Source organism: Streptomyces hiroshimensis, assembly GCF_014650335.1.
Classification (GTDB): domain Bacteria; phylum Actinomycetota; class Actinomycetes; order Streptomycetales; family Streptomycetaceae; genus Streptomyces; species Streptomyces hiroshimensis.
Map to the genome: position 1 here is coordinate 100,835 of NZ_BMUT01000010.1, position 13,464 is coordinate 114,298.

Here is a 13,464-nt window from a genome sequence, read left to right on the forward strand (position 1 = left end):
GTGCCGAAAACGCTGAACCCCCTCCAGATCGTCGCCGACCGCTGGCAGCCTTCCGCGCGCTTCGTCCGGCGGGCGGCCCTCGCCGCCGTGATGATGGCCGTGGTCATCGTGGTGACGGGCGGCGCGGTCCGGCTCACCCAGTCGGGGCTCGGCTGCCCGACGTGGCCCACCTGCACCGAAGACAGCCTGACGCCGACCCCGGAGATGGGCATCAACGGCGTCATCGAGTTCACCAACCGCATGCTGACGTACGTGCTGTGCGTGTTCGTCGGCGTCGCGATCGTGGCGGCACGCGCGCGTGCCCCGCGCCGCCGCTCCCTCACGCGCCTGGGCTGGGCCCAGTTCTGGCTCATCGCGAGCAACGGCATCATCGGCGGCATCACCGTGCTGACGGGCCTCAACCCGTACATCGTGGCCCTGCACTTCCTGGCGGCCACCGCGCTGCTGACGGTGGCCGTGGTGATGTGGCACCGCTCGGCCGAGGGCGACGACGAGCCGCGCGACCTGGTGGCGCGTCCGGTGCGGCAGCTCAGCTGGGTCCTGGTCGGGGCGACCGTCCTGCTGATCCTGGCCGGCACGGTGGTGACCGGCTCCGGCCGGCACGCGGGCGACGCCAAGAAGGACGTCCACCGCATCCCGCTGGACTGGCGCGAGGTCACCCAGCTGCACGTCGACTTCGTCTACATCGTGGTCGGCCTGACGATCGCCCTGTGGTTCGTCCTGCGGGCCGTCAAGGCGCCGGCCGTGCCGCGCCGCCGCGTGGTCGAGCTGTTCGCCGTGCTGATGTTCCAGGGCGTCATCGGCTACGTGCAGTACTTCAACGACGAGCCGGAGCTCGTCGTCGGCGCGCACATGTTCGGCTCCTGCCTGGTGTGGATCGCCGCGCTGCGGGTCGCCCTGTCGCTGCGGGAGCGCGGCGAGGCCGCCGTCCTGCCCGCCCCGTCGGGCGAGCACGAGGCGATTCAGGCCGCCACCTCCGCGTCCAGCCGGTAGACCCTGCGGGCGGTGCCGGCCGCGACGAGCGAGGCGATCCTGCTCGCGTCGGCCCGCCGGCACCAGCCGTCGGCCACCCAGTCACCCATCAGCCGCTCCATGGCCCGGGAGAACGACCGGGCGGCGACCACGTAGAGCTCGGCCGGGCCGCGCGCGCCGCTGGAGAACAGCAGCTTGCCGAAGGGCGCCTCGCGCAGCGTCTCCTCGGGCCGCGCGCCCACGTCCGCGTACACGTGCGGGAAGGCCCCCGCGAGCTGCGCGGCCTCCCGGTGGTGCCAGGGGTCGGGCAGCAGCACCAGATCGGCGCCCAGGCCCGCGGTGGCCCGCAGGAAGCGGGAGAGCCGCAGCGGGTCGGGGCAGTGCAGCTGGACGGGCAGCCCGGCGGCGAGTGCGCTCCACAGCAGATGGCGGGCGAGCACCGGATCGTCCAGCCGGCCGCCCGGGCGGCGCGTCCGCAGCCACTGGCCCGCGGCCTTGCGCACCTCTGCGAGGCCCGGCGGGCTGCCCTCGCAGAAGGGGACGGCGCAGGCGAACGCGGTGGCGCTCAGGGCGGCCGCGTAGAGCGCCTCGGCGAGGTAGGCGGTGAAGGAGTCCGCGCTTCCGGAGGTGTCGGCGATCTGTTCGGCGAGCGGTTCGAGGCGCACGATCTCGTAGGCGCGGCCGTCCGCGGCGCCGGCGAGCTCGGCGGCCGAGGTGAGGCCGCTCGGCTCCCCCGTCTCCAGCAGGAAGGTGCCGATGCCCGCGCCGCGCAGCAGCAGCTGCCCCGCGCGGTAGGCGCCCAGCTCGCGGCGGCGGGCCAGATAGCGAACGGGTGAGCAGTAGGGGTCCAGGCCCAGCAGGGGCGGACACCAGCGGCGCAGGGCGAGGCCGGTGCGGCTGTCGAAGAAGGTGGTGCCGGGCGGCGCGGGGCCCGCGGCCCCGGCGGCCGCGGCCAGGTGCGCCTCGAACCCGCCGAGCCCCAGCTCGCCATGGACCGCGCCGTGGCTGTGCTGGTCGACGAGCAGCGGCAAGCCGTCCATCCCCCGCCCCCTCGTGCCGTGCCCCGCCCCGAGCGGCGCATGTGCGCCGCTCCCCGCGGGTCTAACGGCCGAGGGGCGCGTCAGTTATCGCCGGGGTTGGCCGGCCCGCCGACCTGGATGCCGGCCATGCGCGACCACTCGTACGGGCCGGTGCGGACCTTGGCGGCGAGCTCGCCGTCGAAGTCGTCGTGGAGGGTGAGCCCGGCCTTCTCGGCGGCCTTGCGGGCGACGTCCATGGAGGGGGCGACGAGGTTGCCCCACTCGCCGTTGGAGCCCACCAGGGCGATGCGCGTGGTGCCGCGGGCGATGTGGGCCAGCTGGCCCTCGGCGGAGCCGCCGTGGCTCTTGGCGAAGGTCTCGATCTGGCGGGCGAGCCGGGCGGCCTTGCGGTCCGCCCGGGCGTCGGAGGGTGCGGCCTTCTCGGCCGTCTTCTCCGCCGTCTTCTCTGCCGCGCCGTCCTGCGGGGTGGTGTCATCTGCCATACACAGATGCTACCGAGCGGTAATTAACGAAGGAAGGGGTCCACGGCCACGGCCACGAACAGCAGCGACACATAGGTGATGGACCAGTGGAACAGCCGCATCTCCTTGAGCTTCGCCCCCGTGATGCCGGCCTTGGCCCGGGCCTGCAGGGCGTGGGCCTCCTTCAGCCAGAAGGCGCCGAGCGCGGCCGCGACCACCGTGTAGAACCAGCTGGTGTAGCCGAGCGGCTGCAGCGAGAGCGAGACGGCGACCATCACCCAGCTGTAGAGGACGATCTGCTTGGCGACCGCCTTGTTGCCCGCGATGACGGGCAGCATGGGCACACCCACGCGCTCGTAGTCGTCCTTGACCTTCATCGACAGCGGCCAGTAGTGCGGCGGCGTCCAGAAGAAGATGACCAGGAACAGCACGAGCGAGGCCCAGGAGACGGAGTTCGCGACGGCCGACCAGCCGATGATGACGGGCATGCAGCCCGCGATGCCGCCCCAGACGATGTTCTGCGCGGTGCGGCGCTTGAGGATCATCGTGTAGACGACGACGTAGAAGGCGTTGGCGCCCAGGGAGAGCATCGCCGACAGCGGGTTGACCAGGAACCAGAACCACAGGGTCGAGCCCACGGTCAGCGCGGAGGCGAAGACCAGGCACTCCTTGGGGGAGACCATGCCGGTCACCAGCGGGCGCTGCGACGTACGGTCCATCAGGGCGTCGATGTCGCGGTCGTACCACATGTTGAACGCGCCGGCGCCGCCCGCGGACAGGTAGCCGCCGATACAGGTGGCCAGGACCAGCCACAGGTCGGGCACACCCTCGGCCGCGAGGAACATCACCGGCACGGTCGTCATCAGCAGCAGCTCGATGACACGCGGCTTGGTCAGCGCCACGAACGCCTTGGCACGGGCTCCGAACGGCCGGTGACCGGGGCTTTCGGTAAGCTCCCCCACTGCCTTAAAGGCGTGGGAGGTACCCCCACCCGCAGGACGGGATTCGACGGCCGTCACGCACACCCCTGACAGAGATAAGGCCAGCAAGCACATCCGGGACGGAAAGCCCGGTAAAGACTTGCGCGTACCACGCCACTTTAGACGCAGGGGATGGCGCGGCCTCCGCCGGGGTGGGTCGTGTTGAGGGCGCACCGAACGGATCAAGAAGGCGCCCCCGCACCACCCGGGGGCGGCCGCGGAGCCCCCGGAGCCACCCCCGGACATGACGGAACGGTCGCGTTCGGGAGGCGGGCGGCCGCCCCGCCCGGCAGGCTGTAATCAGGGCGCCGCGCTCGCGGCGGGAATCCCTGGCGCCGTGATTCGCTTGCCCTTGAACGGGCAGCCGACTGTACGTCGAAAAGATGCACGTCCCTACAGGGGTAGGCTCGACCACGCCGCGTCGTGGCGGAACATACCGCCCCCGGCAGATAAGACCATGTGGAGAGGAGCCCTGATCCAAGGGTGAGCACCAAGCCGACCACCACAGACCTCGAATGGACCGAACTGGACCAGCGGGCCGTCGATACCGCCCGCGTCCTGGCCATGGACTCCGTGCAGAAGGTCGGCAACGGCCATCCGGGCACGGCAATGAGCCTGGCCCCCGCCGCCTATCTGCTGTTCCAGAAGATGATGCGCCACGACCCCAGTGACGCCGACTGGACCGGCCGCGACCGGTTCGTCCTCTCCCCCGGCCACACCAGCCTGACGCTGTACATCCAGCTGTTCATGGCGGGCTACGGCCTGGAGCTCTCCGACCTCAAGTCCTTCCGCACCTGGGACAGCAAGACCCCCGGTCACCCGGAGCACGGTCACACGCGCGGTGTGGAGACGACGACCGGCCCGCTGGGCCAGGGCATCGCCAACGCCGTGGGCATGGCCATGGCCGCCCGCTACGAGCGCGGCCTGTTCGACCCGGAGGCCCCGGAGGGCACGTCCCCGTTCGACCACACCATCTGGGCGATCGTCTCCGACGGCGACCTGGAGGAGGGCATCTCCGCCGAGGCCTCCTCGCTCGCCGGCCACCAGAAGCTCGGCAACATCGTCGCGCTCTACGACGACAACCACATCTCGATCGAGGGTGACACGGAGACCGCGTTCTCCGAGGACGTCCTGGGGCGCTACGAGGCCTACGGCTGGCACGTCCAGCGCATCGAGCAGGCCGCCAACGGCGACTTCGACGTCCACGCCCTGCACGCGGCGCTGAAGGCCGCGCAGGAGGAGACCGAGCGCCCCTCGATCATCGCCGCGCGCACGATCATCGCCTGGCCGGCCCCGAACGCCCAGAACACCGAGGCCTCGCACGGCTCGGCGCTGGGTGCCGAGGAGGTCGCCGCGACCAAGCGCGTCATGGGCTTCGACCCCGAGCAGGACTTCCAGGTCGAGGACGAGGTCTTCAGCCACGTCCGCAAGGTCGTCGACCGCGGCCGCGAGGCCCACGCCACGTGGGACAAGCGCATCCAGGAGTGGCGCGAGGCCAACCCGGAGCGCGCCGCGGAGTTCGACCGCATCGTCGCGGGCGAGCTGCCCGACGGCTGGGAGAAGACCCTCCCGGTCTTCCCGGCCGGCAAGGACGTCGCGACCCGCAAGGCGTCGGGCGAGGTCCTCAAGGCGCTGGGCGGCGTGATCCCCGAGCTGTGGGGCGGCTCCGCCGACCTCGCCGGCTCGAACAACACCACGATCGACCCGTCATCGTCCTTCCTGCCGAAGGGCAACCCGCTGCCGGAGGCCGACCCCTACGGCCGCACGATCCACTTCGGCATCCGCGAGCACGCCATGGGCTCGACCATGAACGGCATCGCGCTGCACGGCAACACCCGCGTCTACGGCGGCACCTTCCTGGTGTTCTCCGACTACATGCGCCCGGCGGTCCGCCTGGCCGCGCTGATGAAGCTGCCGGTCACCTACGTGTGGACGCACGACTCCATCGGCCTCGGCGAGGACGGCCCGACCCACCAGCCGGTCGAGCACATGGCCGCCCTGCGCGCCATCCCGGGCCTGAACATGGTCCGCCCGGCCGACGCCAACGAGACGGCGATCGCCTGGCGCGAGATCACCAAGCGCCACACGGTCAAGCCCGCGCCGCACGGTCTGGCCCTCACCCGCCAGAACGTCCCGACGTACGAGGCGAACGAGGGTGTGGCCAAGGGTGGCTACGTCCTGTTCGAGGCCGAGGGCGGCCGTCCGCAGGTGATCCTGATCGGCACCGGCTCCGAGGTCCAGCTGGCCGTCGAGGCCCGCGAGCAGCTCCAGGCCGAGGGCATCCCGACCCGCGTGGTCTCCATGCCGTCCGTCGAGTGGTTCGAGGAGCAGGACCAGGCGTACCGCGACGGCGTGCTGCTGCCGGACGTCAAGGCCCGCGTGGCCGTCGAGGCCGGCATCGGCCTGACCTGGCACCGCTACGTCGGCGAGGCCGGCCGCATCGTGTCGCTGGAGCACTTCGGCGCCTCCGCCGACTACAAGGTGCTCTACCGCGAGTTCGGTCTGACCACCGAGGCCGTCGTCGCGGCCGCGCGCGAGTCGATCGAGCACGCCGACGCCAACCGCCGCTGACGCCCCTTTACGAGCAAGTAGGAGATGCAGAACCCATGACAGACGCACTCAAGCGCCTCTCCGACGAAGGCGTCGCGATCTGGCTGGACGACCTGTCCCGCAAGCGCATCACGTCCGGCAACCTGGCCGAGCTGATCGACCAGAGCCACGTCGTGGGCGTCACCACCAACCCGTCGATCTTCCAGAAGGCGATCTCGGGCGGCGACGGCTACGAGGCCCAGCTCGCCGACCTCGCGGCCCGCAAGGTCACGGTGGACGAGGCCATCCGCATGATCACCACGGCGGACGTCCGCGACGCCGCCGACATCCTGCGCCCGGTCTTCGACGCCTCGAACGGCCAGGACGGCCGGGTCTCCATCGAGGTCGACCCGCGCCTCGCGCACAACACCACGGCCACCGTCGCCGAGGCCAAGCAGCTGGCCTGGCTGGTGGACCGCCCCAACACGCTGATCAAGATCCCGGCCACCAAGGCGGGCCTGCCGGCCATCGCCGACGTGATCGGCAAGGGCATCAGCGTCAACGTCACGCTGATCTTCTCCCTCGAGCGCTACCGCGCGGTCATGGACGCGTACCTGACCGGTCTGGAGACGGCCAAGGCCGCGGGCCTGGACCTGTCCCTGATCCACTCGGTCGCGTCCTTCTTCGTGTCCCGCGTGGACACCGAGATCGACAAGCGCCTGGACGCCCTGGGCACCGACGAGGCCAAGGCGCTGCGCGGCAAGGCCGCCCTCGCCAACGCCCGCCTGGCCTACCAGGCCTACGAGGAGGTCTTCTCCTCGGACCGCTGGGCCGCCCTGGAGAAGGCCGGCGCCAACAAGCAGCGTCCGCTGTGGGCCTCGACCGGCGTCAAGGACCCGGCCTACAAGGACACGCTGTACGTGGACGACCTGGTCGCCCCGAACACGGTCAACACCATGCCGGAGGCCACCCTGGAGGCCACGGCCGACCACGGGCAGATCACCGGTGACACCGTGCGCGGCACGTACGAGCAGGCCAAGGCCGAGCTCGACGCGATCGCCAAGGTGGGGATCTCGTACGACGATGTCGTGCAGCTCCTGGAGGACGAGGGCGTCGACAAGTTCGAGCAGTCCTGGAACGACCTGCTGAAGTCCACCGAGGCGGAGCTCAAGCGCCTCGCTCCGGAGGCGTGAATTGAGCACAAGCAGCAATCCGCTGCGTGACGCTCTGGACCGACGGCTCCCGCGTATCGCGGGGCCGTCGGGCCTGGTCATCTTTGGCGTCACGGGCGATTTGTCCAGGAAAAAGCTGATGCCGGCGGTCTACGACCTCGCCAACCGCGGGCTGCTGCCGCCGGGCTTCTCGCTCATCGGCTTCGCGCGCCGCGACTGGGAGAACGAGGACTTCGCCCAGATCGTGCACGACGCCGTCAAGGAACACTCCCGCACGCCCTTCCGCGAGGAGGTCTGGCAGCAGCTGGTGCAGGGCTGCCGCTTCGTGCAGGGCGACTTCGACGACGACGCCGCGTTCGAGACCCTCAAGCACACCATCGAGGACCTCGACAAGCAGCAGGGCACCGGCGGCAACTTCGCCTTCTACCTCTCGGTGCCGCCCAAGTGGTTCCCCAAGGTCGTCCAGCAGCTGAAGAAGCACGGGCTGGCCGAGCAGAAGGAGGGCTCCTGGCGGCGCGCCGTCATCGAGAAGCCCTTCGGCCACGACCTGGCCAGCGCCCAGGAGCTCAACAAGGTCGTCCACGAGGTCTTCCCGACCGAAGAGGTCTTCCGGATCGACCACTACCTGGGCAAGGAGACCGTCCAGAACATCCTGGCGCTCCGCTTCGCCAACACCCTCTTCGAGCCGATCTGGAACCGGTCCTACGTCGACCACGTACAGATCACCATGGCCGAGGACATCGGCATCGGCGGCCGCGCCGGCTACTACGACGGCATCGGCGCCGCCCGTGACGTCATCCAGAACCACCTCCTCCAGCTGCTCGCGCTGACCGCCATGGAGGAGCCCGCCTCCTTCGACGCGGACGCGCTGGTCGCCGAGAAGACCAAGGTGCTGGGCGCCGTCCGGCTGCCCAAGGACCTCGGCAAGGAGACCGTCCGCGGCCAGTACGCGCACGGCTGGCAGGGCGGCGAGGAGGTCGTCGGCTACCTGGAGGAAGAGGGCATCGACCCGGCCTCCAAGACCGACACCTACGCCGCGATCAAGCTGGAGATCGACAACCGCCGCTGGGCGGGCGTCCCCTTCTACCTGCGCACCGGCAAGCGGCTCGGCCGCCGCGTCACCGAGATCGCGGTCGTCTTCCAGCGCGCCCCGCACTCCCCCTTCGACCACACTGCGACCGAGGAGCTCGGGCAGAACGCCCTGGTCATCCGGGTGCAGCCGGACGAGGGCGTGACCATGCGGTTCGGCTCCAAGGTGCCCGGCACCCAGATGGAGGTCCGGGACGTCTCGATGGACTTCGCCTACGGCGAGTCCTTCACCGAGTCCAGCCCCGAGGCCTACGAGCGGCTCATCCTCGATGTGCTGCTGGGCGACGCCAACCTCTTCCCGCGCCTGAAGGAGGTCGAGCTCTCCTGGCAGATCCTCGACCCGATCGAGCAGTACTGGGAGAGCAACGGCAAGCCCGCGTCCTACCCGGCCGGCACCTGGGGACCGGTCGAGGCGGACGAGATGCTCGCACGAGACGGACGGAGCTGGCGCCGGCCATGAAGATCGACCTCACGGACACCACCTCCAGCAAGATCAACAACGCGCTGGTCCAGGGCCGCCGCGCCATCGGCACCCCCGCCATCGGCATGGTCCTCACCCTGGTCATCGTCACCGACGAGGAGCACGCCTACGACGCGCTCAAGGCCGCCAACGAGGCGTCCCGCGAGCACCCCTCGCGCAAGCTCGTCGTCATCAAGCGCGTCAGCCGCTCCCCGCGCGACCGCGCCAAGGCCCGCCTCGACGCCGAGGTCCGGGTCGGCACCTCCGCCGGCACCGGCGAGACCGTCGTCCTGCGGCTCTACGGCGAGGTGATAGACCACGCCCAGTCGGTCGTCCTGCCGCTGCTGCTGCCCGACGCCCCCGTGGTCGTCTGGTGGCCGGTCGGCTCCCCGGTCGACCCCGACAAGGACCCGCTGGGTGCGCTCGGCCAGCGCCGTGTCACCGACGCGTACGCCGCCGAGGACCCGGTCAAGGAGATCGCGGCCCGCGCCGCGCACTACACGCCCGGCGACACCGACCTCGCCTGGGCCAGGATCACGCCGTGGCGCTCCATGCTCGCGGCCGCCCTGGACCAGCAGCACGCCGACGTCGTCTCCGCGGAGGTCGAGGGCGAGGGCTACAACCCCAGCGCCGAGCTCCTCGCCCTGTGGCTCGCCGACCGCCTCGGCGTGCCGGTGCGGCGCACCGTCTCCGACGGCCCCGGCCTCACCGCCGTCCGCCTGGAGACCAAGAACGGTCCCGTCGTCCTGGGCCGCCCGGACGGCTCCCTGGCCACGCTCTCCATGCCCGGCCAGCCCGACCGCGCCGTCGCACTCCAGCGGCGCGAGACGGCGGAGCTCCTCGCGGAGGAGCTGCGGCGGCTCGACCCGGACGACATCTACGAGTCGGCGCTGAAGTACGGCGTGGACCGGCTGAAGGACGCCCCGGCTCCGGCGGCGGCCGCGGCTCCGGCCGCGAAGGCCCCGGCGGCGGAGTCCGCCGAGGCTCCGGCCGCTGCCGAGGCTCCGGAGGCCGGGGAGAAGCCCGCTCCGGCCCCCGCCAAGAAGGCCGCCGGCGGCAAGAAGGCGGCCGGCAAGTGAGCACGCCGCAGATCGTCGTCCACCGGGACAAGGAGCTGATGGCCCAGGCCGCGGCGGCCCGGCTGATCACGAAGATCGTGGACGCCCAGGCCGCGCGCGGCTCGGCGTCCGTCGTCCTCACCGGCGGGCGCAACGGCAACGGGCTGCTCGCAGCCCTCGCCGCGGCGCCCGCCCGGGACGCGGTCGACTGGTCGCGCCTGGACCTGTGGTGGGGCGACGAGCGCTTCCTGCCCGAGGGCGACCCCGAGCGCAACGCCACGCAGGCCCGCGAGGCCCTGCTGGACGCCGTGGACCTCGACCCGGCGCGGGTGCACTACATGCCCGCGGCGGACGGCAAGCACGACGACGCGGACGCGGCGGCCGAGGTGTACGCGGCGGAGCTGGCCGCGGCCGCCCGGCCCGAGGACCACGGTCCGGTGCCGTCCTTCGACGTCCTCCTGCTGGGCGTCGGCCCCGACACCCACGTGGCCTCGCTCTTCCCGGAGCTCCCGGGCGTCCGGGAGACCGAGCGCACGGTCGTGGGCGTCCACGGCGCGCCGAAGCCGCCGCCGACCCGCGTCTCCCTGACGCTGCCGGCGATCCGGGCGGCACGGGAGGTCTGGCTGCTCGCTGCGGGGGAGGACAAGGCGAATGCCGTCGCCATGGCGCTGTCGGGCGCGGGCGAGATCCAGACGCCCGCCGCGGGCGCGTACGGGCGTCAGCGCACGCTGTGGCTCCTGGACGCGCCGGCCGCGGCCCAGCTGCCGCGGGGGCTGTATCCCCCGGCTTCGCCCTGACGGTACGTATGACAGTGGCCCGGCTCCCGTTTCCTCGGGGGCCGGGCCGTTGTCTTGGCACCGCCGGATACGTCGGTGGTGGTTACGCGCCGTCGCGGCGGAGGAGAGGCCCCGGTCCCGCCCTTTCACCGTTTCCTGGGGCTGCGCCCCAGGCCCCGCCGGGGTCCGGGGGCTTGCCCCCGGTTTCGGGAAGGGGCGGGACTGGGGCATCCCTCCCGCCGCCGCGGCGCTCAGCCACCCTCCGGCGTGCCCGGCGGCGCCGGAGCCGCCTCAGGCCGAGCGTTCAAGCCGCCCCGCGCCCAGCGGCCCCGCGGCCCCGAAGCTCGCGGTAACGCGAAACCAGCGCCGCCGTCGACGCGTCCAGGCCGGAAACGGCCGCGCCGGACGTGAGCGCCGGCTCCACCCGCTTGGCGAGGACCTTCCCCAGCTCGACACCCCACTGGTCGAAGGAGTCGATGTTCCAGATCGCGCCCTGGACGAACACCTTGTGCTCGTACAGCGCGATGAGCTGACCGAGCACCGACGGCGACAGCTCGTCCGCGAGGATCGTCGTCGTGGGGCGGTTCCCCCGGAACGTCTTGTGCGGGACGAGCTCGGCCGGGACGCCCTCCGCCGCGACCTCCTCCGCCGTCTTGCCGAAGGCCAGCGCCTGGCCCTGGGCGAACAGGTTCGCCATCAGCAGGTCGTGCTGGGCCACCAGCCCCGGCTGGAGGTCCTCCACGGGCCGCGCGAAGCCCAGCAGATCCGCCGGGATCAGCTTCGTGCCCTGGTGGATCAACTGGTAATAGGCGTGCTGGCCGTTCGTGCCGGGCGTGCCCCACACGACGGGCCCGGTCTGCCAGTTGACGGGCCGTCCCTCGCGGTCGACGGACTTGCCGTTGGACTCCATGTCGAGCTGCTGCAGATAGGCCGCGAACTTCGACAGGTAGTGGCTGTAGGGCAGCACGGCGTGCGACTGCGCGCCGTGGAAGTTGCCGTACCAGACGCCGAGGAGGCCGAGCAGCAGCGGGGCGTTCTCCTCCGGCGGGGCGGTGCGGAAGTGCTCGTCGACGAGGTGGAAGCCGGCGAGCATCTCCCGGAAGTGGTCCGGGCCGATGGCGAGCATCAGGGAGAGCCCGATGGCCGAGTCGTAGGAGTAGCGGCCGCCGACCCAGTCCCAGAACTCGAACATGTTGGTCGTGTCGATGCCGAACTCGGAGACCTTCTCCTCGTTCGTCGACAGGGCCACGAAGTGCTTGGCGACGGCCTCCTCGCCGGCGCCCAGCTGCGCCAGCAGCCAGTTCCGCGCGGAGGTGGCGTTGGTGATGGTCTCGATCGTCGTGAACGTCTTGGAGGCGACGATGAACAGCGTCTCGGCGGCGTCCAGGTCGCGCACGGCCTCGTGCAGGTCCGCGCCGTCCACGTTGGAGACGAAACGGAAGGTCAGGTCGCGGGCGGTGAAGGCGCGCAGCGCCTCGTAGGCCATCGCCGGACCGAGGTCGGAGCCGCCGATACCGATGTTGACGATGTTCTTGACGGGCTTTCCGGTGTGACCCTTCCAGTCGCCGCTGCGCACCCGGTCGGTGAAGACCTGCATCTTGCGCAGCACGGCGTGGACGGCCGGGACCACGTTCTCGCCGTCGACCTTGACGACGGCGGACTCCGGGGCGCGCAGCGCGGTGTGCAGCACGGCGCGGCCCTCGGTGGTGTTGATCTTCTCGCCGCGGAACATGGCGTCGCGCAGCCCGGCCACGTCCGCGGCGGCCGCCAGCTCGCGCAGCAGGCGCAGGGTCTCGTCGGTGACGAGGTGCTTGGAGTAGTCCAGATGGAGGTCGCCGACGGTGAGCGCGTACTTCTCGGCGCGTCGCGGATCGTCCGCGAAGAGCTCACGCAGGTGCACCTCCCCCAGTTCGTCCCGGTGCTTGGCCAGAGCGTTCCACTCCGGGGTCCGGTCCAGCCTGGTGCGGTCCTCTGCGTTCATCTCGGACATCAGCCCATTCATTCTCGTAACTGCCCCGCCGCCCTCCAACCTAATTGATCTGCGGGCGGTTCGAGCGCAAGACGAAACGGCACCCACGAGGGGTGCCGTTTCCTTTGGTTGTTCCGCCTGGACGCCGCCGCGGCTCAGATCTCTCCGCGGAGCTTGGCGAGCGCCTCGGCGAGGATGGCCTCGCCGTCGGCGTCGCTGCGCCGTTCCCGGACGTACGCGAGATGCGTCTTGTACGGCTCGGTGCGCGGCGGGTCCGGTGGGTTGTCCCGGTCCTGGCCGGCCGGGAAGCCGCAGCGCGGGCAGTCCCAGGTGTCCGGTACCTGTGCGTCGCTGGCGAAGCTCGGCTGCGTCTCGTGCCCGTTAGAGCACCAGAAGGAGATGCGGAGGCGCGGCGCGGACTCGCCCCGCTCGGCCTCACCCATCGGCCCCGCTCCGACCCGGCTTCCCCGGATCGCGTTGCCACTTGCCACGGTCGTAACTCCCTGCGTAATGGTGCTGCGGATCATCTGAACCGATGGTTCCGCTGCGGGCGCCCCAGTCTACGTAAGGCCCAACGCGCGTCCAGTGGCAGGAGTTACAGCCCGGCCGCGAGGACGCGACCCCAATGATAGGCCGCGTTCACGACGGTACGTCAGCTATCGAGCTTCATCAGCAGGCCGAGCGCGACGATGCACGCGAACCAGAGCAGACCGACGACCACGGTGATGCGGTCGAGGTTCCGCTCGGCGACGGAGGAACCGCCGACGGAGGACTGCATGCCGCCGCCGAACATATCGGACAGGCCGCCGCCCTTCCCCTTGTGCATGAGCACCAGCATCATCATCAGCACGCTGAAGATGATGAGGGCGATCGAGAACCCCATGACCACGGCTGGACCAACTCTCTCGGACGTCGATGGTGAGGGCCGGGTCGGCGTGAAAACGCCGGTCCCGGCCCC

The 13,464-nt window shown here is 71.2% G+C and carries 12 protein-coding genes; 6 read left to right on the plus strand and 6 right to left on the minus strand.

Translation table 11 applies throughout. The features are described from left to right. A complete protein-coding gene (locus IE241_RS22490; RefSeq protein ID WP_190023611.1) occupies positions 1 to 993 on the plus strand; it encodes a COX15/CtaA family protein in 993 nt (330 codons plus the stop codon). Here the strand turns inward: IE241_RS22490 and IE241_RS22495 are convergent. From IE241_RS22495 to IE241_RS22505, 3 genes are all read right to left on the minus strand, one after another. Continuing rightward, positions 963 to 2,012: an amidohydrolase family protein gene (locus tag IE241_RS22495; protein WP_190023612.1), complete on the minus strand. Its 1,050-nt coding sequence runs from the start codon at positions 2,010 to 2,012 to the stop codon at positions 963 to 965. The two genes, IE241_RS22490 and IE241_RS22495, sit on opposite strands and share 31 nt — an antisense overlap. 80 nt (positions 2,013 to 2,092) lie before the next feature. After that, complete coding sequence (locus IE241_RS22500) at positions 2,093 to 2,494, minus strand: hypothetical protein (RefSeq protein WP_190023613.1); 402 nt, start codon at positions 2,492 to 2,494, stop codon at positions 2,093 to 2,095. Between the two features lie 23 nt (positions 2,495 to 2,517). Beyond that, on the minus strand, positions 2,518 to 3,492 hold the full coding sequence (locus tag IE241_RS22505; protein ID WP_373300734.1) for a heme o synthase: 975 nt from the start codon (positions 3,490 to 3,492) through the stop codon (positions 2,518 to 2,520). A 444-nt stretch (positions 3,493 to 3,936) separates the two neighbouring features. Between IE241_RS22505 and tkt the strand changes: the two genes are divergently transcribed. Genes tkt through pgl form a run of 5 tightly spaced genes read left to right on the plus strand, consistent with a single transcriptional unit; the run spans position 3,937 to position 10,558 of the window. After that, positions 3,937 to 6,024: a transketolase gene (tkt, locus tag IE241_RS22510; RefSeq protein ID WP_190023615.1), complete on the plus strand. Its 2,088-nt coding sequence runs from the start codon at positions 3,937 to 3,939 to the stop codon at positions 6,022 to 6,024. A gap of 35 nt (positions 6,025 to 6,059) precedes the next feature. Continuing rightward, positions 6,060 to 7,175 (plus strand): transaldolase, encoded by a 1,116-nt coding sequence (tal, locus tag IE241_RS22515; RefSeq protein WP_190023616.1) that lies wholly within the window; start codon positions 6,060 to 6,062, stop codon positions 7,173 to 7,175. 1 nt (position 7,176) lies between these two features. Continuing rightward, entirely contained in the window at positions 7,177 to 8,703 is a 1,527-nt protein-coding gene (zwf, locus tag IE241_RS22520; RefSeq protein WP_190023617.1) for a glucose-6-phosphate dehydrogenase, read from the plus strand. Then, positions 8,700 to 9,782 carry a glucose-6-phosphate dehydrogenase assembly protein OpcA gene (gene opcA / locus IE241_RS22525; protein ID WP_190023618.1) on the plus strand — a complete coding sequence of 361 codons (1,083 nt, stop codon included), beginning with the start codon at positions 8,700 to 8,702 and terminating at the stop codon, positions 9,780 to 9,782. The genes zwf and opcA overlap by 4 nt, the downstream gene beginning before the upstream one ends. Then, positions 9,779 to 10,558 carry a 6-phosphogluconolactonase gene (gene pgl / locus IE241_RS22530; RefSeq protein WP_190023619.1) on the plus strand — a complete coding sequence of 260 codons (780 nt, stop codon included), beginning with the start codon at positions 9,779 to 9,781 and terminating at the stop codon, positions 10,556 to 10,558. Before opcA ends, pgl begins: the two co-directional genes overlap by 4 nt. A 283-nt stretch (positions 10,559 to 10,841) precedes the next feature. Here the strand turns inward: pgl and pgi are convergent, their stop codons facing one another. The 3 genes from pgi to secG all read right to left on the minus strand — a co-directional run bounded on the left by pgi (position 10,842) and on the right by secG (position 13,389). Continuing rightward, positions 10,842 to 12,527, minus strand: coding sequence for a glucose-6-phosphate isomerase (gene pgi / locus IE241_RS22535; protein ID WP_190023620.1), 1,686 nt, complete (start codon positions 12,525 to 12,527; stop codon positions 10,842 to 10,844). Positions 12,528 to 12,661: 134 nt separating this feature from the next. After that, positions 12,662 to 12,997, minus strand: coding sequence for an RNA polymerase-binding protein RbpA (locus tag IE241_RS22540; protein WP_003957010.1), 336 nt, complete (start codon positions 12,995 to 12,997; stop codon positions 12,662 to 12,664). Between the two features lie 161 nt (positions 12,998 to 13,158). Then, positions 13,159 to 13,389: a preprotein translocase subunit SecG gene (gene secG, locus IE241_RS22545; protein WP_030366610.1), complete on the minus strand. Its 231-nt coding sequence runs from the start codon at positions 13,387 to 13,389 to the stop codon at positions 13,159 to 13,161. Positions 13,390 to 13,464: the final 75 nt, after the last annotated feature.